The following is a 21,072-nucleotide window of genomic DNA, read 5'->3' on the forward strand; positions in this document are numbered from 1 at the left end:
TTGGAATCCTCGGGGGAAGTCAGCCGGTGGACCCGCCGAGGTGGGCGCGCAGCAACGTGCTGCGGACCGCCTCGTCGGACAGGTCCTCGGGTACCGGGCGGCCCAGCCGGGCCATCTCGTCGCGGTTGTCGACGCTGTGCACCCGCCAGCCGTGCCCGGTCAGCCAGGCGGCGGCATCCGAGCGGTCCGGCTCGTGGTAGGTCAGCGCGGCGACGTTGACGTCCAGGCCCAGCCGCTCGCGCATCCGCAGCCAGCGCTGCGCGTTGCTGCGCGAGTTCATGCCGAACACCTCGACGGCGACCTGGCTGCCGGCGGCGCTGAGCGCGGTGACCATCTCGAACAGCCGGTCCTGGGCGTCGCTCGGCAGGTAGGGCAGCAGTCCTTCGGCCAGCCAGGCGGTGGGCCGGGCGGCCTGGAAGCCGGCGGCGGTGAGGGCCGCGGGCCAGTCGTCACGCAGGTCGACCGGGACGGGACGCCGGACGGCGGCGGGGGTGGCGCCGTGCCGCTGCAGGGTCTCGGTCTTGTACTCCAGCACCTTGGGCTGGTCGATCTCGTAGACGGTGGTGCCGGCGGGCCAGTTCAGTCGGTAGGCCCGCGAGTCCAGCCCGGCGGCCAGGATCACCACCTGCCGGATCCCGGCGCGCAGCGCGCCGTCGAAGTACTCGTCGAAGTAGTGGGTGCGCACGGCCTGGTAGTCGATGCCGACGCGGTGCGCGCGTTTGCCGTGCGGATCGTCGTCGAGCCAGGACTGCTCCGGGTCGGCCAGCCGCGCCCAGGCCGGGCCGGCGGACGACACCAGCAGGCCGGCGAATTCGTCGCGGATCAGCGGATCGGGACCGGCGGTCTCCGCCGCACGCGCCGCGGCGACGCCCAACGCGGTGGCGCCGACGAGTTCGGTGATGGTCCAGCTGTCGCCGGCGGTCCGGACGGACGGCGGCAGCGAGGAGTCCAGATCAGTCATGTCCGGACCATGCTACCGGGATAAGTTAGTTAGCCTATACGCTTTGTGCGCAACTTCACTGCGCGCCCGTCCGCGCTTAGGACCCGGGACGCCACAGCGCGCCTTCCAGCAGCTGTCGCAGCATGCCGGTTACGGCCAGCATCTCCTGATAGGTCTCGACGTAGCCGGCGTACAGCCCCACCCCGCACATCACCACGAGCAGGGTCTCCACCAAGGCCGACGCGTCGATGTCGGCCGCGACCTCGCCGTGCTCGATCGCGTCGTTGACCACGCGGATCAAGAATTCGCGGGCAATGCGCACGGAATCGTTTTCCGCTGTGTTCCATTCGGGGTGCCGCTGCGATTCCAGGACGCCGCCGATAATGAATGCGGAACCCGCCGGATTCTCGGCATTGGCTTTCACCGCCGCGGAGATGAATGCCGTGAGCCGCCCCACCAGCGTGGTTTCGCGGTCTGCCTCTTTTATCCCGACCCCGATGACGAATTCATTCGTCTCGTCCATCACTTCCTGATACAGCGCCCGCTTGCTCGAGAAGTAGTGATTGATCGCCGGCCGGGTCAAATCGGCGCGCGCCGCGATGGCCTGGAAGGTCTCGCCGTCATAACCGCGTTCGCTGAAAACCAGGCGAGCGGCCTGAATGATGCGTTGCCGGGTTTCATCGGCTTTGGCCGCAGGCGGACGCCCTGGCCTGCGATTCCCCCGTGGAAGCATTCTCAGAGTGTGCCATCGCGGCGGTGCGGCATTAGCGCGTTTGGCGGAATGCTGCCAAACTTTCCGGCCTGGTAGTCCTGCAGCGCCTCGATCAATTCCGTGCGCGTGTTCATCACGAAAGGCCCGTAGTGGAATACCGGCTCGCGAATGGGCCGCCCGCCGAGCAGCAGCACATCAATCGCGCCGCGATCCGGCCCCGAATCCTGGACCTCGCGCGCGCCGACGGTGATCCGGTCACCCGGCCCCAGCACGGCCAACTGCCCCTGACGAATCGGGTGCGCGACCGGGCCGACGTAGCCGTCGCCGGACAGCACGTACACCAGCGCGTTGAAATCGCGCCGCCACGGAAGGTTGAGCCGCGCGCCGTTCGCGATCGTCGCGTGCGCCAGCGTGATCGGCGTGTGGGTGACGCCCGGGCCGTGGTGCCCGTCGACCTCGCCGGCGATGATGCGCAGCAACGCGCCGCCGTCGTCGGAGGCCAGTAACGCGACGTCGCCGCCTTCGATGGCCTGGTAGCGGGGCGGGGTGAACTTGTCCTTGCGGGGCAGGTTCACCCACAGCTGGATGCCGTGGAACAGCCCACCGCTGTCGACTAGTTCGGCCGGGGGCGTCTCGATGTGCAAGACGCCCGACCCGGCGGTCATCCACTGGGTGGCGCCGTCGGTGATCAGACCCCCGCCCCCGTGCGAGTCCTGGTGGGCGAACTTCCCGTCGAGCAGATAGGTCACGGTTTCGAAGCCGCGGTGCGGGTGCCAGTCGGTGCCCCGGGGCTCGCCGGGCTGATAGTCGACCTCGCCCAGCTGGTCCATGTGCACGAACGGGTCCAGGGCGGCGGTGCTGACCCCGGCGAAGGCGCGCACCACCGGGAACCCTTCGCCCTCGTAGCCCCGGGGGCCGGTGGTGATGGATCGCACCGGGCGTTCGGTGTCGGCGGGGCCGGGGCCACCGACCCGCGGCAAGGTGAGCGTGTTGGCCGTGACTGCAGGCATTTGGCCTCCTCGATGTTGCGGACTACCCGGTATAACCGGACTACGGTCCACTTATTCCTGAGGGGCCGGACGCGCGATCGCCCCGGCGCTGTGCCGGGGCGATCCGTCGTTCGCTGCGGGGTGGGTCAGGATTTGCCGCGCGCGCTCTGCGCGGCGGCGCGTTCGGTGCTTTTACCCTTGTGCGCCAACTGCCCGCCGGCGCTTTCCAGGTGCGCCCGGACGAACCACTGGAACTTCTCCAGCTGCGCCGCCTGCCCGATCAACAGGTCCTGGGTCACCTGGTCGAGTTCGTCCGTCTCGTCGATGTATTGGCGGATGTCTTCGATCACCCCGTTGTAGACGAGATCAAGGGCGGCCAAGTGCGCCTGGACGGTGTCGCGGCCCACCGAGTAGTCGTCCCACGACCGGTCCTTGATGATGGCCCCGGGCGTGCCCTGCGGCGAAGCACCAAGCGCCGCAATGCGTTCCGCGACGTCGTCGGCGAAACCGCGGACCGCCTCCACTTGCGGGTCGATCATCTCGTGCACGCCGATGAAGTTGGGGCCCACCACGTTCCAGTGAATGTGCTTGAGCGTCAGGTGAAGATCGTTGTAGGTGCTCAGTTGCTTTTGCAGCAGTTCGGTGAGCCGCGCCGCCTGCTTGTCGGTCAATCCCGGAATTGTGAACTCACTCATCGCTTGTTCCTGGCTTCCTTCCCTCGGTTCACACTCGGTCACTTGGGCTGTCGAGTACCCGATGCCAAGGTGCGAAAAACGCCGCGAATCAAAGCGAGTGGATTTGCTGGACCGGAAGCCGCGGCCCCCGCCGGGGTTCACGAGCCAGCCCGCTGGCTTCGAGCAACCGGACCACCCGCTGGCGATGCGGCCGCATCGGCTCCAGTAATTCGAGCATGCCCGCGTCGTCGACGGGACGGCCCAGCAGCGTCCAGCCGACCATCTTGGGAATGTGGTAGTCGCCCACCGACACGGCGTCGGCGTCGCCGAAGGCCCGTTGCGCCGTCTCGGCGGCAGTCCACTCCCCCACCCCCGGCAGCGACGTCAACGCCGCGCGCGCCTGCGCGGCCGGCCGCGACACCAGCCGTTCCAGCGAGGCGGCGCGCCGCGCGCAGGTCACCACCGTCTGCGCCCGCCGCGGGTCGACGTTGGCGCGGTGGAACTCCCACGACGGGATGCTGCGCCACGCCTGCGCCGACGGCGGGACCCTCATCCGCTCCGGCGCCGGTCCCGGCGCCGGCGTGCCGTACTTCGACACCAGCACGCGCCAGGAGCGGAACGCGTCCGCGCCCGGCACCCGCTGCTCGATGATCGCCGGGATCAGCGCTTCCAGCACCAGCCCGGTGCGGCCCAGCCGCAGGTGCGGGACGCGCCGCTGCGCGGCGGCGACCGTCGGATGCCGCGGCACGAAGTCCGAGGCGTCGTCCTCGCTGCCCAGCATCGCCGGCAGCATGTCGACGAACTGCGCCGCGCCGGCTCCCCACGCCACACACTGCACGGCGTTGGTCCCCGCGCGGCTGATCCGGGCGGTGACCGGGCCGGTGGGCAGCAGGCTGGTCCGCCAGATCGAGCCGTCGCCCGGGGCCAGGAAGCAGGGATCGCCCAGGCCGCGGCGGAGGGGCGCCAGGGTGTGCCCGAAGCTGACCGCTCCGGGAAACACCACGGTGCGCGCGCTGCTCTTCACCCGATGCTCTCCGATTTGCCCTGATTGACCGTGAACTGCGTGCCACGTCAATATTGCGGTGTGATGACGCCGTTCGATGATCCTCAGGGCGAACTGGCCTGGATGTTCTTACAGAGCACCACCGAGGGCGGCGATCTGGACGAGGGCTTCGCGCTGCTCAGCGACGACTTCAGCTACTGGACGCTCTACACCCGCGCGGCTTGCGACAAGGACACCTTGCGGCGGGCGATCGAGCGGCGCAAACAAGACCTGGAGCTGACCATCGACCTGGTGCGCTGTGTCAACGAGGGCGAGACGGTCGTGGTGGAGGCGCAGGCCGCCGGAACCACCTCCGCGGGCGTCGAGTACGACAGCCCGTTCGTGTGCATTTTCGACACCCGCGACGGGCTGATCGTGTCGATGCGCGTGTACAGCGACACCCGGGCGGTGGATAACGCGATGCCCGGATGGATCGGCTACTGAGCTCAGTCGGTCGAGATGCTGATCTCGGCCTTGTCGGGGTAGAACGCGGCGTGCCCGGCGATCGCCGCCACGGCGGGGTAGGGCTGCTCGTAGGTCCAGATCACGTCGTCGACGGTGTCGCCGGCCGAGGTGGTCACGCTGTAGTAGCTGGCCTCGCCCTTGAACGGGCAGTAGGTGCGGGTGTCGGTGCGGGTGAGCCGGTCCTGCGCCACGTCGGTGAACGGAATGTATTGCACCGCAGGCAATGTCGCTTCACGCAATTCCAGTGCGGCGGTGCTGTCGGCGATCAGCTCGCCGTTGACACGTACCTGCACCCGGCCCCGCGTCGGCTCGATGGTGATCGGGTGTCCCGCACTGGGCTCTTTGATTTCCGGGTGGGCCATGGTGGTTCCTCCTCAAGACGCCGGTGAGGTGTGCAACGCCCATCCGCGCTTAACCCTTCCCGGTCAGCCGAATGCGTAACGGTGGTATTGCGCCATGTTCGCCACCGCGGGCACAAGCGTCCGGTGAGCTGCAGTTCGACGCGTTCAATGGGCCCCGATACCGCCGAGGCTAGTCGCCCGCGACGGGCCGCGGCGCATCCTGAACGGTGATCGGCGTGGTGTTCAGCGGGGAGTCGCGCTCTTGCCCTTGGCATTTCGCATCGCCGCCCAGAACCGCGCCGCCTCGCGAATGGACTCCTCGACCGGGCGTGGCTGCCAACCGAGTTCGCGGACGGCCTTGCTGTGGTCGACGGGCGCCTCGGCGCGCATCATTCGCACCGAGGCGAGGCTGAGTTCGGCATCCTTGCCGGTGAGCCGGGCGCGCAGATCGCCCAGTGCGCCAAGGGCATACAGCGTCGGGACGGAGATCGAGCGCCGCGGTGGCGGCACCCCGGCTTCGTCGGCGGCGATCCGCACCACCTCTTTGAGCGCGATCATCCGCTCGGAGATCAGGTACCGCTCGCCGACACGGCCGCGGTCGGCGGCCAGGACCATGGCCTTCGCGGCGTCGGTGACGCCGACGACTTCCAGCTGGATGCCCTCCATGGTGAACGGCAACTTGCCGAACACGGCCCCGGCGATGAAGGCGCCGTGCGGGGTGCGGCCCCAGTCGCCGCTGCCGTAGGTGGTCGACACGCACATCGCGACCGCGGGCAGCCCGGCCTCGGCCACATAGCGCATCACCAGGTTTTCGGCCTGCACGCGGGATTTGACGTAGTCGGACAGCCCGCGGGTGCCGATGACGTCGTCCTCGGTCGCCACGTGCCCGCGCCGTCGCCCGACCGTCGCGTAGGTGCTGGTGAAGATGAACTTGCGCAGCTCAGGTTGCGTGACGGCCACATCCAGAACGTTGTGCAGCCCTTCGACATTGGTGCGAAACAGCGGCGAGGTGTCGCGCACCCAGGCGCGGGTGTCGACCACGCAGTAGTAGACGTCGTCGACGCCGTCCATCGCCTCGGACAGAACTGCGGTGTCGAACACGTCGCCGTGGAAGCGGGTTAGCGAAAGGTCGTCGATACCACGGGTATTGGCGCAGGCGCGCACCATCGCGCGCACCTGCGCCCCGTCGGCGACGAGCTGGCGGGTCACGTGCGAACCCAGAAAACCGTTGGCGCCGATGACCAGTTTGGGTTTGCCGCTCACTGCGCGCCCCCGTTCTGGCGCATCCACTGCGCGGCCGCGTCGTCGAGGGTGCCCAGCGTCTGCGCCTTGCGGCACCACTTCATCGCGGCGCGCAGGAAGCGCAACGGGTTGTAGACGTCCTCCTGCCGCGACCACAGTCCGTCGCCGGCGTAGGTGATGATCGAGATGTTGGTCGCGGTGATGACGCTGCCGTCGCCGGGGTCTTTCATCGGGTTGTCGAGTTCGCAGATGATCCGGCCGCGCTCCTCGTCGACCACCGACCACAGCGACGGGAACGCGACCATGTGGCTGCCGGGATAGGTCGTCATGGTCCGCTTGATCCACTGGCGCACCTCGTCGCGGCCGTGCATGGTGCCGGCCGCGTGCTCGACGTACTCCACGTCGGGGGTGTAGTGCTCGACCCAGGCATCCCAGTCGTGCGATTGGGCCGCGGCATCGACCGTCGCTTCGAATTTCGCGAAGGCATCGACGAGCTCACTACGGGAGAATTGCGGGCTGCTCACGCCAAAACTAGAACACGTTCTACCGCAGTTTGTCGAGAGCTTTGCCTCGCGGGTGTATTCGATGGCGAACGTCAGGATAATCGGAGGGGGACTGCGGCTATTCGGCGAGATCGAAACGAGGCGATGACATGACGAACACGCAGAAAGCGATTCTGGCCGGCGGGTGCTTCTGGGGGATGCAAGAACTCATCCGCAAGCAACCCGGCGTGGTGTCCACCCGGGTCGGCTACACCGGCGGTGACGTCCCCAACGCGACCTACCGCAACCACGGCACCCACGCCGAGGCCGTCGAGATCATCTACGACCCGGCGGTCACCGACTACCGGCAGATCCTGGAGTTCTTCTTCCAGATCCACGATCCGACAACGAAAGACCGGCAGGGCAACGACCGCGGACCCAGCTACCGCTCGGCGATCTTCTACACCGACGACGAGCAGAAGCGGATCGCGCTGGACACCATCGCCGATGTGGAGGCCTCCGGGCTGTGGCCCGGCAAGGTGGTGACCGAGGTCAGCCCGGCCGGCGATTTCTGGGAAGCCGAGCCCGAACACCAGGATTACCTGCAGCGCTACCCCAACGGGTACACCTGCCACTACATCCGCCCGGGCTGGAAACTGCCGCGCCGGGCCACCTCCGGTAGCTGAACCGCGCCCGGCTCAGCGCCGGTGCACCACGATCCGACCGCCGTGTTTGGGGGTGAAGGCCACGCCGCGGCAGTGCCAGGGCTCGTCCGGTGCGTCGGTGGTTTCAATGGTGAAGTGGCGCAACACCGTTCGTAGCACCACGTCCATCTCCATGTTCGCGAACGCCGCCCCGACGCACCGGCGCGTCCCGCCACCGAACGGGATCCAGGACAGCGCCGACGGCTTGTTGTCGATGAAGCGTTGCGGGTCGAACCGCCGGGGGTCGGGGAACACATCGGGGTTGTCGTGGATCTGCGCGATGCCGACGATGATCGAATAGCCGCGCGGGATCACCCATTCGCCGAGCCGGTACACGTCGGGATAGACGTGGCGGCCGGCGAAATCGATGACGGTCCTTGCCCGTTGCACCTCCAGGATCGCCGCCTGGCGCAGCTCGTTGCCGCCGTTGTCGGCCTCCTCGACCAGCCGCGCCAACAGCTCGGGGTGCCGGCTGATCCGCTCGAACGCCCACGCCAGCGTCGACGCCGTGGTCTCGTGCCCGGCGGCCAGCAGGGTCAACAGCTCGTCGCCGATCTCCTTGTGCGACATGGCCGCACCGTCGTCGTAGGTGCTGCGCAGCAGCAGCGCCAGCACGTCGGTCCGCTCGGCGAAGTTCGGGTCGGCCTGCTCCGCGGCGATCAGCCTCTCGATGACGCCGTCGTATTGGCGGCGCCACCTGTCCAGTTGGCCCCACGGGCCGAACCGCGGGTAGCGCTGCGGCTTCGGCAGCGCCGCAAGCCGTGAACCCAGGGTGACCCAGGGCGGGATGAGCCGGCGCAGCTCGTCGAGCTCGGCGCCCTCGGCCCCGAAGACCGCGCGCAGGATCGCGTTGAGCGTGATCCGCATCATCGGCGGCAACGTCGGGAATGACTCGCCCTCCGGCCAGCCGGCCGTCTCGCGCAGCGTCTCCTCTTCGATGATGCTCTCGTAGTTCTTCATGCTCTTGCCGTGAAACGGCGGCGCCAGCAGCCGTCGCCGCCGGCGGTGGTCGTCGCCCTCGAGCCCGAACACCGAGCCGGAGCCGAACAGCCTGCTCAAATTGGGCTGGATGTTGCCCAGTTCGTCCGGGCTGGTGGTGAAGATCTGCTTGGCGAGCTGGGGATCGCTGACCATGACGACGGGCCCCCACATCGGCAGGCGCAGCGTGAAGACGTTGCCGTAACGGCGGGAAAGCCGTCGCATCATGGTTCGGCGCGACACGGCAAACCCGATGCCCTGCAACAGTTTCGGGCCTCGGACCGCGGGAGGCAGATGGACCGCGGCCGGCGGGGCGGTGGCTACTTCGCTCATGCATTGCTCCCAACATCTGCCCCGGGCCGGGGTTGGTACCGCGATGTACCACAGACCTTTCGAAGTACGGTACTCTGCAGTACCAAAGCTGACAAGATGCGTTTCGAACCGAGAGGGGGCGCCGGCCGTGACCTCAGCAATGACCGCAACGGATGGCGAGCCCGATCTCGGCGAGATCGATCCATTTCGGCTCCGATTGCTCGACGGTCTGGCCACCTCGATCGGCGAGCGCGGCTACCGCGCCAGCACCGTCGCCGACGTCGTCCGCTGCGCACGGACCTCCAAGCGCACCTTCTACGACCACTTCGCCGGCAAGGAAGAGTGCTTTCTCGAGCTGCTGGCGGTCGACATCGAGAAATTGGGGGCCAAGATCGCGGCCTCGGTCGATCCCGAGGCGGATTGGCACGTGCAGATCCGCCAGGCGGTCGAGGCCTACGTGGGATACATCGAGGCGCGTCCGGCCATCACGTTGAGCTGGATCCGCGAGCTGCCCTCGCTGGGTGCGGCCGCGCGCCCGGTGCAGCGCCGCGGGTTGCAGTTGCTGACCAGCCTGCTGATCGACCTGAGCGCCAGTCCCGGATTCCGCCGCGCGCAGCTTCCTCCGCTGACCGCGCCGCTGGCCGTGATCCTGCTCGGCGGGCTGCGGGAGCTGACCGCACTTGCGGTCGAAGACGGAAAACCGGTCCGAGGAATCGTGGAACCGGCGGTGGATGCGTCCGTAGCTCTGCTCGGCCCCCGGCACTAGGCCCGTCCGCTCGCGTAAGTGGAAGTCTCCCAAGCCATTCCGGGCCGAGCCGGGTAGGGCTACGCTCACCGCAGATCCCGACCGTTGCGACATGGAGGTTCTTGCGATGCGGCTCTCGACCCGAAACCAGCTCAGGGGGACCATCACCGAGGTCGAACTCGGCACCGTGATGGCCGTGGTGAAGGTGACGCTGGACGGCGGCGACCAGGTCGTCACGTCGTCGGTCACCAGGGATGCCGCGACCGACCTCGGCCTCGAGGTCGGTAAGCCGGCGACCGTGTTCATCAAATCGACCGAGGTCACCATCGGCGTCGACTAGGGCGCGCGGCGCGTACCGCCCGGCACGCCACGACACTTACGTCACGCACACGACACGCCGAAAACCGGCGCCGCAGTTTAAGTTTCGCGGCGCAGGAAGGCCCGCACCCGGTCCAGCACCAGATCGGGCCGCTGGTCGACGATCCAATGCCCGACGCCGTCGACCAGCTCCAGCTGAAAGTCGTCGATCCGCTCGGCGTATCCGTCCAACAGGTCTGGGGTAAGCACCGGGTCCTCGGTGCCCGACAGCCAGCGCACCGGAACGTGCACGCGGGCGCCGTCGTACTCCCCGCGCATCCAGCTCAGCATCTCCCTGGTCTGAAACGACCGATACCACCGCGAGCCCGCCTCGGCGTGCCCCGGTTGGCGCATGCACTCGAGGTAGAGGCGGACGTCCTCCTCGGGCAGCGTGTAGCCGCCGCCGACCCAGGACCCCAGCAGCCGCACGAACCGGGAATCCGGGGTGCTGATCACCCGGGGGCCGATGACCGGCAACGAGATCGGGATCTGATACCAGAACCGCCACACATTGCGGATCGTCGACAGCGAGCGCTTCACGAACGGCGCCGAGGTGTTCACCCCGAAGAAGCCGGTCACCTTTTCCGGGTGGCGCAGCATCATGATGAACGCGACCGGTCCGCCCCAGTCGTGGGCCACCAGGTCGACCGACCGGACGCCCAGGCGATCGAGCACCCCGGCCAGGTCGTCGGCCATCTCGTCCTTGCGGTAACTCGACCGCGGCGCCGAACTCCACCCGGCGCCGCGCAGGTCCGGGCACAGCACCCGGTAGCCGTCGGCGGCCAGCGGCCCGATCAACGCGCGCCACTCCCACCAGTTCTGCGGGAAGCCGTGCACCAGCATCACCGCCGGGCCGCTCGCCGGACCCGCGTCCGCGACATGGATCGTCACGTCGTCTCCGAGATCCACGTAGCGGTGTTCGACGCCGTCCAGCTCGGGCATGGTGACCATGTGTTGAGAAGGTAGCCGCCGGCGCGGGATTAGGCCAGGAACCGCTCGACGTAGGGGGCGAAACGCTCGCGCAGGCTGTCCTCGTCCAACCCGAACATCTCGTAGGACGTTTCGACGTTGCCCAGCCGGCCGCGGCGGTGACCCGCCAGGTAGTCGGCGACGGCCGCGCGCGCGTCGTCGGTGAACGGCTCGTCCGCCAGGGCGTAGACCCGCTCGGCCACGCCGAGTTCGTCGGCCATGAAGTCGTCGAAGCGGATGTCGATCGAACGGTCCGGGCCGATGACGTCGCGGTCGCGGACCAGCGCGGCCAGCATCTGCCCCAGGCGGTCGATCCAGGACTCGGCGATCTGGCGCACCGGCACCGGCGAGCGGTGCATGCGGGCCGAGTAGGTGATCATCGCGATCATCGACAGCGCCACCGGCACCGGGTCGCGGTGAGTGAACACGACGATGCTGTCCGGGAACACCCGATCCAGCACCGGCACCTGCTCGAGATGCTGAGGCGACTTGAGCAGCCAGCGCCGGCCGCCGCGCAGGAACTGCATCGCCCGCAGCTGGGTGGCCAGATATTCGTAGTGCGGCGTCTGATCGTGGGCCTGGTAGTAGGCGCGCCAGCGCGGCACCTCGGCGAGCGTCTCCAGCAGCATGGTGGACACGTCGTTGGCCAGCAACTGGATCTCCTCGTGGGACGTGATCGGTGGTCATCTCGTGCATCAGCGCGAAATATGGCATCACCGTGTTGATCACCCCGACCGCGACGTCCATCCGGGTTCGCCGCGGATCCGGTTGCACGCCAACCTCATTGGGCATCGGAAACGGCTCCACGCTTTCCCAGTAGGGCATGGTGCGGAAGGTGGGTGGCGCGGCCAGCAGGTTGTGCAGGTGGGTGGTGCCGGTGCGGGGCAGCCCGGCGATCACCACCGGGGAGCGCAGTTCGATGTCGTGGATCTCGGGATGGCGCTTGAGCAGGTCGGTCAGCAGCAGCCGGTTCTTGAGGATCTGCAGCAGCTGACCGTAGAAGTTGACCGTCCCGGCGGCGTGCAGCCCGTCGATTTCGCGCAGCGCGGTCAGGTAGACCTCGAGGCGCTCCCGGTAGTCGTCGGGCCCGAAGTCGTGCAGGCCGGTGTCGGCGCTGGCCTGGGCGTGCAGCGCGTCGGCATCCAGCGGGCACTGCGGGGCCATCGCGGCCATCATGTCCAGGATCTGTCGGCCCTCGGCGCTGAACTGCGGCTCGGCCAGGTCTTCGAGGCGAACGGTCACGCCGACTTATGTTACTCTGAGTTTCGTAATGGTAGTGGATTTTGGCCGACCCCGTGATCCCCGGATCGATGCCGCGGTGCTGCGCGCGACGGTGGAGCTGCTGGCGGAGACGGGCTATCCCGGGCTGCTGGTCTCCGCCATCGCGCAGCGAGCCGGCACCAGCAAGCCCGCGATCTACCGCCGCTGGCCCAGCAAGGCGCACCTGGTGCACGAGGCGGTGTTCCCGGTCGGCGCCGACACCGCCATCCCCGACACCGGGTCGACGGCCGACGACCTGCGCGAGATGGTGCGCCGCACAATGGTTTTCCTCACCACCCCGGCCGCCAAGGCCGCCCTGCCCGGGCTGATCGGCGAAATGGCCGCCGATCCGAGCCTGCATTCGGCGCTGCTGGAGCGGTTCGCCGGCGCCATCGGCGGCGGCCTGGCCGACTGGCTCGCCGCCGCCGCGGCGCGCGGCGAGGCACGGCCCGACGTCACCGCCGCCGAACTGGCCGAGACCATCGCGGGCGTCACCTTGGTGGCCCTGCTGACCCGCCCCACCGAGCTCGACGACGCGTGGGTCGATCGCACCACCAGGTTGCTCCTGAAAGGAATCTCAATGAGCGTGTCAAGCGGTGAGGACGCCCGGTGAGTGCGTCAGGCAGCTGCCACGGTTGGTTGCTGGGGTTGCCAGGTTCTGTTGTCGCGCAGCAGTGCCCACAGGACGTCGACGTGGCGGCGTGCCAGGGCAAGCAGGGCCTGGGTGTGGATATGGTTCTCGGATCGTTTGCGGTCGTAGAAAGCCCGCGAGGGACCTTCGATCTTGAGGCTGGACAGGGCGGCGAGGTAGAACACGCGGCGCAGGCGCCGGTTGTAGCGCTTGGGCCGATGCAGATTGCCGGTGATACGGCCGGAATCGCGTGGGACGGGTACCAATCCGGCGAACGATGCCAGTCGGCCGGGGTTGGTGAAGGCGGCCATGTTGCCGCCGGTGATTACGAGGAACTCAGCGCCCAGGTGTGGCCCCATGCCGGGCATCGACTCGATGATGGCGGCGCTGGGATGCTCACGAAATTTGTTGGTGATTTGCTTATCGATGTCCTTGATCTGCCGATCCAAGTCCAGCAGCCGTGCTGCGAGTTGCTTGATGAGCGCGGCGGTTCCGGCTTCGCCGGGAAGGGTGATTATCTGGCCTGCTGCCGCGGCGAGCGCCTTGTCGGCGATCGTGTCGATGTTGTTGGGCCATGCCCGGTTTTTCCGAAGGTGCTTGATCACGCCAGCTCTTTTTGCCGACCGGATTTCGCCCGGAGTGCACATAGCGGATACCAGGATCAACGGCGCGCGGGTGGAGTAGTCGAACGCAGCTTCCAGAGCAGGGAAGATGGCGGTGAGCATCGAGCGCAGCCGGTTCACGCCTCGCACCCAGTCAGCCATCAGATCCGACCGGTATGCGGTCAGCGACCGCAATTCGGCAACCAGGTCTTCGCCGGGTACGACCGGGGACAGATCTCGTCGGTGCCGAGCGGTTTCGGCGATTACCCGCGCGTCTTTGGCGTCGGTCTTGCCTTCGCCGCGGAACGCATGACTCATCGTGTTAACCGTGCGGCCCGGCACATACACCACCTCGGCTTTCGCGCTCAGCAGTACGGCGATCAGCAGCGCCGCCGGCGGCGAGGTCAAATCGATCGCCCACACCACGTGGTTAGCAATCCGGCCGCCCTGGGCGATCAGGTCTTCGATCGCGGCCTGTTCGTTCGGGATTTTCTTCGACCACACCACCTTTCCGGTGTCATCGATCGCGCACGCATGATGAGTGGACTTACCGACGTCGATACCCACCCACACTCGGTCGGGTTCGGCCATACCGCTACTCCTGTCGTCGCAGTCCCCGCGGACAACCCCGCCAACAGGTCCTTAGAGCAGCGTCATCGAGTACGCGTCAGATCTCAATCAGTGGCCAGGACCGTCCAAAACGGCAGGGCGGCCATTCCTTTCAAGCAACAACCGTTGCAACAACACATTAGCCACACCCCACCGTCCTGGGCATCCAGGACATCCAATCCCAGACCCCTTCAACCCTAAGGAACTGTAAATGGGTGTGCCGGTTTATCAGCGGATCCTCGATCTCTTCCAGGCCGAGGGGGTGAACACCCTGTTCGGCATCCCGGACCCCAACTTCGTGCACATGTTCTTAGAGGCCGAATCCCGGGGCTGGTCGGTGGTCTCGCCGCACCACGAGCTGAGCGCGGGATTCATGGCCGAGGCGGCGTCGCGGATGACCGGCAAGCCCGGCCTGTGCATCGGCACGCTCGGCCCGGGCATGGCCAACATCGCCGGGGCCATCCAGTGCGCGCTGGTGGAAAACTCGCCGGTGATCTTTCTCGGCGGCCAGCGGGCCCGCGTCACCGAACGCCGGGTGCGCCGCGGGCGCATCCAATTCGTGCGCCAGGAGCCGCTTTTCGCGCCGTCGGTCAAATACAGCGCGTCCATCGAATACGCCGACCAGACCGACGAGATCATCCACGAGGCGCTGCGCCGGGCCATGTCCGGCACGCCCGGCCCGGCCTACATCGAATACCCCTCCCACGTGATCCTCTCCGAGCTCGACGTGTCCGACCCGCTGCCGCCGCACCGGTACCGGCTGGTCAACCAGACCGCCGGTGAGCGCGAGGTGGCCGAGGCGGTGCGGCTGATCCGCGCCGCCGAGAGCCCGATCCTGCTGGTCGGGCACGGGGTGCACACCTCGCGCACCGGCGCCGCGGTCCGGGAGCTGGCCGAGCTGATGGCCTGCCCGGTGATCCAGACCTCCGGCGGCACCTCCTTCATCGACGGTCTGCAGGACCGCACCTTCGCCTACGGATTCTCCCCGGCCGCCGTGGAGGCGGTGGTGACCTCCGACCTGTGCCTGGCGTTGGGCACCGAGCTCGGCGAACCGAGCCACTACGGCCGGACCCGGCACTGGGCGCAGAACGACGCCACACGCAAATGGATTCTGGTGGAACAGGATCCGGCCGCCATCGGCGTCAACCGTCCCATCGACGTGCCGCTGGTCGGTGATCTGCGCGGGGTGGTACCGCAGCTGGTGGCGGCGCTGCGGGACACCCCGCGCAAGCCCTCGCCGGATCTGGACCGCTGGATCGAGCAGGACGCGGCGGAGCTGGCGCAGCTCGCCGAGAACGCGCCGACGGGCCGCACCCCGATCCACCCGGCCCGGTTCGTCGTCGAGGCCACCCGGGCCTTTCCCGACGACGGCATCATGGTGCGCGACGGCGGCGCCACCGTCATCTTCGGCTGGACCTACTCGCAGGCCAAGCCGCGCGACGTCATCTGGAACCAGAACTTCGGCCACCTGGGAACCGGCCTGCCGTATGCGGTCGGGGCGTCCATCGCCGAGGGCGGCAAGCGGCCGGTGATGCTGTTGACCAGCGACTCGGCCTTCCTCTTCCACATCGCCGAGCTGGAAACCGCTGCGCGGCAAGGACTTCCACTGGTCTGCGTGGTGGGCGTCGACCACCAGTGGGGCCTCGAGGTGGGCGTCTACAAGCGCACCTTCTCTCAGCCGTCGCCGCAGCCCGGCGTGCACTGGAGCAAGGACGTGCGGCTGGACAAGGTCGCCGAGGGCTTCGGCTGCCACGGCGAGTACGTGGAGAAGGAGGACGAGATCGGCCCGGCGATCCAACGGTCCTACGCCAGCGGCAAGCCCGCCGTCGTGCACGTCTGCATCGATCCGAAGGCCAATTCCGAGGAGATGCCCAAGTACGACGAATTCCGCACCTGGTATGCCGAGGGCACCCAGTAAGAGAAGGATGATCTGATGCGCGAATACCTGAAGTTCTACATCGACGGACAATGGGTCGACCCGGTGCGGCCCAACACGTTCGACGTGGAAAACCCGGCGACCGAACAGGTGTGCGGCAAGATCTCGCTGGGGTCGGCGGCCGACGTCGACGTCGCGGTCGGCGCCGCGCGCCGAGCCTTCGGCCGCTGGTCTCAGAGCAGCCGCGAAGACCGGCTGGACCTGTTGCAGTCCATCCTCGCCGAATACCAGAAGCGCGCCGACGATCTCGCCGCGGCGGTCACCGAGGAGATCGGCGCGCCGCCCTCGCTGGCGGCCGGCCCGCAGGTCTTTCTCGGCATCGGCCACCTGACCACGGCCATCGAGGTGTTGAAGAACTTCGCGTTCACCGAGCAACGCGGGGCGACGCTGATCGCCAGGGAACCCATCGGCGTCTGCGGGCTGATCACCCCGTGGAACTGGCCGATCAACCAGGTCGCGGTGAAGGTCTACCCGGCGCTGGCCACCGGCTGCACCGTGGTGCTGAAACCGTCCGAGGTGGCGCCGTTCTCGTCGTACATCTTCGCCGAGATCCTGGCCGCCGCGGGGGTGCCGGCCGGGGTGTTCAACCTGGTCAACGGCGACGGGCCGGGCGTGGGCGCGGCCCTGGCGAGCCATCCCGACATCGACCTGGTGTCGTTCACCGGGTCCACCCGCGCCGGGGTCGAGGTGGCCCGCAACGCCGCCCCGACGGTCAAGCGCGTCACCCAGGAACTCGGCGGAAAAAGCCCCAACATCGTCCTGGACGACGGCGGCTTCGCCGACGCGGTCCGGGCCGGGGTGGCCAACATGATGCCCAATTCGGGGCAGAGCTGTAACGCCCCGTCGCGCATGCTGGTGCCCGCGTCCCGGATGGCCGAGGCCATCTCCATCGCCCGCGAGGTCGCCGAACAGGTGCAGGTGGGCGACCCCGACGACGCGACGGCGATCGGGCCGGTGGCGTCGCGCGCGCAGTTCGAGAAGGTGCAGCGGCTGATCCAGCAGGGCATCGACGAGGGCGCGACGGTGGTGGCCGGCGGCCCGGGCCGGCCGGCGGGGCTCGACCAGGGCTACTACGTCAAGCCGACCGTCTTCGCCGACGTCACCAACGACATGACGATCGCCCGCGAGGAGATCTTCGGTCCGGTGCTGTGCATTCTCGGCTACGACGACCTCGACCACGCCGTCCGACTCGCCAACGACACCGATTACGGCCTGGCCGGCTACGTCTCGGGCGCTGACCTGGACACGGCGCGCGAGGTGGCCGGCAAGATCCGGGCCGGATGGGTGACCATCAACCACGCCTTCGACCTGAACGCGCCGTTCGGCGGCTACAAACGCAGCGGCAACGGCCGCGAATGGAGCGACTTCGGCTTCCACGAGTACCTGGAAGTCAAAAGCATCCTCGGCTACGCGCCGGCCCAGGGCGACCGGTAGCTCCCGTCACGCCCAAATCAGGCCCCGCACAGCGCAAATCCGGTGCGTGTCCTTCCACGCGATCGCGCATGCCCACCCTTAAGCTGGCTGCGATCAACAGGAGGGGCAGCGACGTATCGGCATCAACCATGGCGCCGGGCGAGATGGTAGTCACGGCGCGCTGACAGCAGACACCGAGCCGGGCGGGTCCCACCCCGCGCCGGCTCGTGGTACTCGGCCCCGGTGGGTCGCCCCGGTGCGCCGGGTGGGGCGGCTGGCGATCTGGGACCGACCGGAACGGCGCAGCGGCATCCCGGCGCTGGACGGGCTGCGCGCCATCGCGGTGGCACTGGTGCTCATCGGCCACGGCGGCATCCCCGGCGTCAGCGGCGGATTCATCGGCGTCGACGTCTTTTTCGTGCTCAGCGGGTTCCTGATCACCTCGCTGCTGCTCGACGAGCTGGGCCGCACCGGGCGCATCGAGCTGACCGGATTCTGGATCCGGCGCGCCCGACGGCTGCTTCCGGCGCTGGTGCTGATGGTGCTCACCGTGGCCGCCGCCCGCCAGCTGCTGCCCGAACGCTCGCTCACCGGGCTGCGCGACGACGCGATCGCGGCGTTCCTGTGGGTGGCGAACTGGCGGTTCGTCGCCCAGAAAACCGACTACTTCACCCAGGGCGCGCCGCCGTCGCCGCTGCAGCACACCTGGTCGCTCGGCGTGGAGGAGCAGTACTACTTCGTCTGGCCGCTGCTGCTCATCGCGGTCGCGCTGGCGCTGGCCGCGCGCGCCCGGCGCCGCTGCACCCGCGCCACCGTCGGCGGGGTGCGGTTCAGCGCGTTCGTCATCGCCACCGTGGGCGCGCTGGCGTCCGCGGCGGTGGCCATCGTGATGGCCGCCGACGGCACCCGCGACCGCATCTACTTCGGCACCGACACCCGGGCGCAGGCATTGCTGGTCGGCGCGGCCGCGGCGGCGCTGCTGGTGTCCGACTGGCCGTCGATGAACCGCGGCTGGTGCATGCTGCGCACCCGGTGGGCGCGCCGCGTCGCCCGGATCCTGCCGGTGCTGGGATTGGCCGGGCTGGCGGCGGCGACCCACTACGCCAGCGGCGCCAGCGGCGAATTCCGGCACGGCCTGCTGATCGGCGTCGCGATCGCGGCCGTGGCGGTGATCGCCCCCGTCGCGGTGGAGCAGCGCGGCGTGGTGGCGCGGGTGCTGGCGCTGCCGCCGCTGGTCTGGTTGGGCACCATCTCCTACGGCGTCTACCTGTGGCACTGGCCAATCTTCTTGGCGCTCAACGGGGAACGTTCCGGGTGGGCCGGTATGCCGCTGTTCGCCGCGCGGTGCGCGGCGACGGTGGCGGTGGCCGCCGCGTCGTGGTGGCTGCTCGAGCAGCCCATCCGGCGCTGGCGCCCGGCGCGGGTGCCGCTGTTGCCGCTGGCCGCGGCGACGGTGGCCAGCGCCGCCGCGGTCACGCTGCTGGTGGTGCCGGTGGGCACCGGGCCGGGCCTGCGTGAGGCGGGGCTGCCGCCCGGCGTCTCGGCGGTCGCGGCGGTGTCGCCGTCGCCGCCCGGAAATAGCCGGCCGCGAGATCCCAATCGCCCGTTCACCGTTTCGGTGTTCGGCGATTCGATCGGGTGGACGTGGATGCATTACCTGCCGCCGACGCCGGGGTTCGCCTTCCTCGACCACACCGTCATCGGATGCAGCCTGGTGCGCGGCACCCCGTACCGGTACATCGGCGAAACGCTGGAGCAGCGGCCGGAATGCGACGGCTGGCCGATCCGCTGGTCGAGGCAGGTCAGCCAGGACCAGCCCGACGTCGCGCTGCTGATCATCGGCCGCTGGGAAACGGTGGACCGGGTCAACGAGGGCCAATGGACCCACATCGGCGACCCCACCTTCGACGCGTACCTCAACGGTGAGCTGGAGCGGGCGCTGAACATCGTCGGCTCCACCGGCGTCCGGGTGGTGGTGGCCACCGTGCCGTACAGCCGCGGCGGCGAAAAGCCGGACGGCCGTTTGTATCCCGAGGACCAGCCGGATCGGGTCAACCTGTGGAACACCATGCTGCGCAAGACCGTCGCGCACCATCCCAACGTGGCGATCCTCGACCTGAACAAGAAGCTGTGCCCGGACGGGGTTTACACCGCCAAGGTGGACGGCATCAAGGTACGCAGCGACGGTGTGCACCTCACCCCGGAAGGGGTGAAGTGGTTGACACCGTGGCTGGAGGAGTCGCTGAGGTGAGACCCTAACCGCTTGTGCGGCAGCTGATTTCCATGCTGTCGCTGTCGCGGACCTGGAAGTTGAAGCTGACGTAGCCGTTGTCGGGGTTGCGCACCCGGTCGAGGTAGGGCTGGGTGTCGGCCGCGCTGGTGTTGTCGGCGACCACCAAAACCCCTGGGGAAAGCCGCGGTTCGAGCAGCTCGAGCACCGGCAGATACAGGTCCTTCCAGCCGTCGAGCAGCACGAAGTCCACCGGGCCCGGCAGATCCGCCAGCGTGGTCAGCGCGTCACCGTGAAGGATCGTGATCACATCGTCCAGTCCGGTCTCGGCGAACGTCTTCTTGGCCGCGGCGATCTTGGTGTCGCTCAGCTCGGTGGTCACCACCCGGCCGCTGCCGTTGTCGCGGACCGCGGCGGCCAGGTGCACGGCGGAGATGCCGAACGACATCCCGAACTCGACGACGGTGGCCGGGCGGGTGGCGCGCACCAGCGAGTACAGCAGCCGGCCCGCTTCCGGCGTCACCGGGATGTAGAACTCGCTCATCGCGTCGGCCCGCTGCTGCGCCGTCATCGGCTGATCGAATGTGCCGCGCCGCTCGCGCAACAACGACATCTGGTTCTTCGACTCGGAATACATGCGGTCGAGCGCCGATGCGACCCGGGGATCCTGCAACGTTGTGGTCATGGTGCACGAGCCTAGGCGCGAAGTCTGAGTGCGGGCTGGGCGCCGTCGGTGGCCATCAGGGATCCGTTAAGCGGTTTGACGAGCTCGCGGCCGCGGTGTCACTATGGTCTCCGCAAGCACCTCGGTAGGTGAGGCGTCTGCATGGATACAGGCCACTGACCCCGAACGTCGAGAGACGCCCCGGGTCAGGACAGCTCTTCCCGGACCCAAGGGTTGAGCCCAAGTGGCTTCCGGACCCCGGATACGCCGTGCAGTGCCGAAGCTCCGACGAGAGGGGTGCGACCGGCGGCGTTCTCCGGGCCGGTCATCGAATCCTCTTTCGTTCAGGTGGATGTGGTGGCACCCGCGTGTGTCTTGGCCGTGAGGAGGTGAGGGCGAGATGAGTCCCGGCGATAGTCCCTATCCGAAATCCGTTTCGTCCCGATCCGGCTCCGGCATCATGTCCACCGCCTGACCTTCACTGCTGGTCGCGCGGCTGACGCGTCGCTGTCGGTCGGGCCTCCGGCAGGAGAAGATCATGGCTTTTGTTGTCACGCACCGTTTTCCGACTGTTTCCAGTCGGCGTGGATGGTCGATGCTGCGCGCGGGCCGGTTGCTGGCCAACAAGTTTCACCAGCGGACCGCCATGACGCCACAGGAGCGGGCCAACCTGTATGTCTCGCGGATGCCGATCGCGGTGATCACCGCGTCGCTGGGCGGGCACCCGTTGGGTTCCGCCGACCAGCACCGGTGACCGGTTGCCGATGCCCGCGGC

At 68.3% G+C, this 21,072-nt stretch carries 21 protein-coding genes, 1 pseudogene and 1 riboswitch; of the genes and pseudogenes, 9 read left to right on the forward strand and 13 right to left on the reverse strand.

Annotated elements, in window-relative coordinates; all coding sequences use genetic code 11:
• Positions 1–19: 19 nt before the first annotated feature.
• From MAA44156_RS22360 to MAA44156_RS22380, 5 genes are all read right to left on the reverse strand, one after another.
• Positions 20–961 (reverse strand): class I SAM-dependent methyltransferase, encoded by a 942-nt coding sequence (locus MAA44156_RS22360; RefSeq protein ID WP_009979787.1) that lies wholly within the window; start codon positions 959–961, stop codon positions 20–22.
• 76 nt (positions 962–1,037) lie between these two features.
• Positions 1,038–1,673 (reverse strand): TetR/AcrR family transcriptional regulator, encoded by a 636-nt coding sequence (locus tag MAA44156_RS22365; RefSeq protein ID WP_009979788.1) that lies wholly within the window; start codon positions 1,671–1,673, stop codon positions 1,038–1,040.
• A 2-nt stretch (positions 1,674–1,675) separates the two neighbouring features.
• Positions 1,676–2,662, reverse strand: a complete 987-nt coding sequence (locus tag MAA44156_RS22370; protein WP_009979789.1) for a pirin family protein — start codon at positions 2,660–2,662, stop codon at positions 1,676–1,678.
• Positions 2,663–2,787: 125 nt separating this feature from the next.
• Positions 2,788–3,336, reverse strand: a complete 549-nt coding sequence (locus tag MAA44156_RS22375; RefSeq protein ID WP_003879065.1) for a Dps family protein — start codon at positions 3,334–3,336, stop codon at positions 2,788–2,790.
• 88 nt (positions 3,337–3,424) lie between these two features.
• Entirely contained in the window at positions 3,425–4,339 is a 915-nt protein-coding gene (locus tag MAA44156_RS22380; protein ID WP_009979790.1) for a DNA-3-methyladenine glycosylase family protein, read from the reverse strand.
• A gap of 60 nt (positions 4,340–4,399) precedes the next feature.
• Here MAA44156_RS22380 and MAA44156_RS22385 point away from each other — a divergent pair, with 60 nt between their 5' ends.
• On the forward strand, positions 4,400–4,801 hold the full coding sequence (locus MAA44156_RS22385; RefSeq protein ID WP_011726492.1) for a nuclear transport factor 2 family protein: 402 nt from the start codon (positions 4,400–4,402) through the stop codon (positions 4,799–4,801).
• Between the two features lie 2 nt (positions 4,802–4,803).
• On the opposite strand, the gene MAA44156_RS22390 is transcribed toward MAA44156_RS22385, so the two are convergent.
• The 3 genes from MAA44156_RS22390 to MAA44156_RS22400 form a co-directional block, all read right to left on the reverse strand.
• On the reverse strand, positions 4,804–5,184 hold the full coding sequence (locus MAA44156_RS22390) for a DUF427 domain-containing protein (protein WP_009979791.1): 381 nt from the start codon (positions 5,182–5,184) through the stop codon (positions 4,804–4,806).
• A gap of 222 nt (positions 5,185–5,406) precedes the next feature.
• Positions 5,407–6,426: an NAD-dependent epimerase/dehydratase family protein gene (locus MAA44156_RS22395; protein ID WP_009979793.1), complete on the reverse strand. Its 1,020-nt coding sequence runs from the start codon at positions 6,424–6,426 to the stop codon at positions 5,407–5,409.
• Positions 6,423–6,929 carry a nuclear transport factor 2 family protein gene (locus tag MAA44156_RS22400; protein WP_009979794.1) on the reverse strand — a complete coding sequence of 169 codons (507 nt, stop codon included), beginning with the start codon at positions 6,927–6,929 and terminating at the stop codon, positions 6,423–6,425. Before MAA44156_RS22400 ends, MAA44156_RS22395 begins: the two co-directional genes overlap by 4 nt.
• Positions 6,930–7,057: 128 nt before the next feature.
• On the opposite strand from MAA44156_RS22400, the gene msrA reads away from it, so the two are divergent.
• A complete protein-coding gene (gene msrA / locus MAA44156_RS22405) occupies positions 7,058–7,573 on the forward strand; it encodes a peptide-methionine (S)-S-oxide reductase MsrA (RefSeq protein ID WP_003874215.1) in 516 nt (171 codons plus the stop codon).
• 12 nt (positions 7,574–7,585) lie between these two features.
• On the opposite strand, the gene MAA44156_RS22410 is transcribed toward msrA, so the two are convergent.
• Positions 7,586–8,902, reverse strand: coding sequence for a cytochrome P450 (locus MAA44156_RS22410; protein WP_009979796.1), 1,317 nt, complete (start codon positions 8,900–8,902; stop codon positions 7,586–7,588).
• Between the two features lie 139 nt (positions 8,903–9,041).
• Here MAA44156_RS22410 and MAA44156_RS22415 point away from each other — a divergent pair, with 139 nt between their 5' ends.
• Positions 9,042–9,647 carry a TetR/AcrR family transcriptional regulator gene (locus tag MAA44156_RS22415; RefSeq protein WP_003879063.1) on the forward strand — a complete coding sequence of 202 codons (606 nt, stop codon included), beginning with the start codon at positions 9,042–9,044 and terminating at the stop codon, positions 9,645–9,647.
• Positions 9,648–9,753: 106 nt separating this feature from the next.
• On the forward strand, positions 9,754–9,966 hold the full coding sequence (locus tag MAA44156_RS22420) for a TOBE domain-containing protein (RefSeq protein WP_003879062.1): 213 nt from the start codon (positions 9,754–9,756) through the stop codon (positions 9,964–9,966).
• A 77-nt stretch (positions 9,967–10,043) separates the two neighbouring features.
• Here MAA44156_RS22420 and MAA44156_RS22425 read toward each other — a convergent pair whose 3' ends face one another.
• Both MAA44156_RS22425 and MAA44156_RS22430 read right to left on the reverse strand, forming a co-directional pair.
• On the reverse strand, positions 10,044–10,934 hold the full coding sequence (locus MAA44156_RS22425) for an alpha/beta fold hydrolase (RefSeq protein ID WP_003874219.1): 891 nt from the start codon (positions 10,932–10,934) through the stop codon (positions 10,044–10,046).
• A 29-nt stretch (positions 10,935–10,963) separates the two neighbouring features.
• Positions 10,964–12,194: pseudogene (locus MAA44156_RS22430) on the reverse strand (sulfotransferase family protein).
• Positions 12,195–12,222: 28 nt separating this feature from the next.
• On the opposite strand from MAA44156_RS22430, the gene MAA44156_RS22435 reads away from it, so the two are divergent.
• Complete coding sequence (locus tag MAA44156_RS22435; RefSeq protein ID WP_121035750.1) at positions 12,223–12,825, forward strand: TetR/AcrR family transcriptional regulator; 603 nt, start codon at positions 12,223–12,225, stop codon at positions 12,823–12,825.
• 5 nt (positions 12,826–12,830) lie between these two features.
• On the opposite strand, the gene MAA44156_RS22440 is transcribed toward MAA44156_RS22435, so the two are convergent.
• Entirely contained in the window at positions 12,831–14,036 is a 1,206-nt protein-coding gene (locus tag MAA44156_RS22440; protein ID WP_009974923.1) for an IS110-like element IS901 family transposase, read from the reverse strand.
• A gap of 229 nt (positions 14,037–14,265) precedes the next feature.
• Here MAA44156_RS22440 and MAA44156_RS22445 point away from each other — a divergent pair, with 229 nt between their 5' ends.
• The 3 genes from MAA44156_RS22445 (at position 14,266) to MAA44156_RS22455 (ending at position 19,654) form a co-directional block, all read left to right on the forward strand.
• Positions 14,266–15,972, forward strand: a complete 1,707-nt coding sequence (locus tag MAA44156_RS22445) for a thiamine pyrophosphate-binding protein (RefSeq protein ID WP_009979849.1) — start codon at positions 14,266–14,268, stop codon at positions 15,970–15,972.
• A 15-nt stretch (positions 15,973–15,987) separates the two neighbouring features.
• Entirely contained in the window at positions 15,988–17,424 is a 1,437-nt protein-coding gene (locus tag MAA44156_RS22450) for an aldehyde dehydrogenase family protein (RefSeq protein WP_009979848.1), read from the forward strand.
• A 235-nt stretch (positions 17,425–17,659) separates the two neighbouring features.
• The gene (locus MAA44156_RS22455) at positions 17,660–19,654 is read left to right on the forward strand and encodes an acyltransferase family protein (protein ID WP_065370903.1); all 1,995 of its coding nucleotides are present in this window, start codon (positions 17,660–17,662) and stop codon (positions 19,652–19,654) included.
• Positions 19,655–19,658: 4 nt separating this feature from the next.
• Here MAA44156_RS22455 and MAA44156_RS22460 read toward each other — a convergent pair whose 3' ends face one another.
• Positions 19,659–20,318 carry an O-methyltransferase gene (locus MAA44156_RS22460; protein ID WP_023860826.1) on the reverse strand — a complete coding sequence of 220 codons (660 nt, stop codon included), beginning with the start codon at positions 20,316–20,318 and terminating at the stop codon, positions 19,659–19,661.
• Positions 20,319–20,431: 113 nt separating this feature from the next.
• Positions 20,432–20,601: riboswitch (M-box (ykoK) riboswitch) on the forward strand.
• Between the two features lie 291 nt (positions 20,602–20,892).
• Here MAA44156_RS22460 and MAA44156_RS23375 point away from each other — a divergent pair.
• Positions 20,893–21,051: a hypothetical protein gene (locus MAA44156_RS23375; RefSeq protein ID WP_009979838.1), complete on the forward strand. Its 159-nt coding sequence runs from the start codon at positions 20,893–20,895 to the stop codon at positions 21,049–21,051.
• Positions 21,052–21,072: the final 21 nt, after the last annotated feature.

Origin of the sequence: Mycobacterium avium subsp. avium (assembly GCF_009741445.1) — a bacterium.
In the GTDB taxonomy this organism is placed as follows: Bacteria; Actinomycetota; Actinomycetes; order Mycobacteriales; family Mycobacteriaceae; genus Mycobacterium; species Mycobacterium avium.

What these genes read in the sequence shown, in the direction of transcription:
- MAA44156_RS22420 (WP_003879062.1), top strand. Translation starts at nt 9,754, where the DNA reads ATGCGGCTCTCGACCCGAAACCAGCTCAGGGGGACCATCACCGAGGTC.
- MAA44156_RS22435 (WP_121035750.1), top strand. Translation starts at nt 12,223, where the DNA reads ATGGTAGTGGATTTTGGCCGACCCCGTGATCCCCGGATCGATGCCGCG.
- MAA44156_RS22450 (WP_009979848.1), top strand. Translation starts at nt 15,988, where the DNA reads ATGCGCGAATACCTGAAGTTCTACATCGACGGACAATGGGTCGACCCG.
- msrA (WP_003874215.1), top strand. Translation starts at nt 7,058, where the DNA reads ATGACGAACACGCAGAAAGCGATTCTGGCCGGCGGGTGCTTCTGGGGG.
- MAA44156_RS22415 (WP_003879063.1), top strand. Translation starts at nt 9,042, where the DNA reads ATGACCGCAACGGATGGCGAGCCCGATCTCGGCGAGATCGATCCATTT.
- MAA44156_RS22445 (WP_009979849.1), top strand. Translation starts at nt 14,266, where the DNA reads ATGGGTGTGCCGGTTTATCAGCGGATCCTCGATCTCTTCCAGGCCGAG.
- MAA44156_RS22370 (WP_009979789.1), bottom strand. Translation starts at nt 2,662, where the DNA reads ATGCCTGCAGTCACGGCCAACACGCTCACCTTGCCGCGGGTCGGTGGC.
- MAA44156_RS22390 (WP_009979791.1), bottom strand. Translation starts at nt 5,184, where the DNA reads ATGGCCCACCCGGAAATCAAAGAGCCCAGTGCGGGACACCCGATCACC.
- MAA44156_RS22375 (WP_003879065.1), bottom strand. Translation starts at nt 3,336, where the DNA reads ATGAGTGAGTTCACAATTCCGGGATTGACCGACAAGCAGGCGGCGCGG.
- MAA44156_RS22365 (WP_009979788.1), bottom strand. Translation starts at nt 1,673, where the DNA reads ATGCTTCCACGGGGGAATCGCAGGCCAGGGCGTCCGCCTGCGGCCAAA.
- MAA44156_RS22425 (WP_003874219.1), bottom strand. Translation starts at nt 10,934, where the DNA reads ATGGTCACCATGCCCGAGCTGGACGGCGTCGAACACCGCTACGTGGAT.
- MAA44156_RS22410 (WP_009979796.1), bottom strand. Translation starts at nt 8,902, where the DNA reads ATGAGCGAAGTAGCCACCGCCCCGCCGGCCGCGGTCCATCTGCCTCCC.
- MAA44156_RS22460 (WP_023860826.1), bottom strand. Translation starts at nt 20,318, where the DNA reads ATGACCACAACGTTGCAGGATCCCCGGGTCGCATCGGCGCTCGACCGC.
- MAA44156_RS22440 (WP_009974923.1), bottom strand. Translation starts at nt 14,036, where the DNA reads ATGGCCGAACCCGACCGAGTGTGGGTGGGTATCGACGTCGGTAAGTCC.
- MAA44156_RS23375 (WP_009979838.1), top strand. Translation starts at nt 20,893, where the DNA reads ATGCTGCGCGCGGGCCGGTTGCTGGCCAACAAGTTTCACCAGCGGACC.
- MAA44156_RS22360 (WP_009979787.1), bottom strand. Translation starts at nt 961, where the DNA reads ATGACTGATCTGGACTCCTCGCTGCCGCCGTCCGTCCGGACCGCCGGC.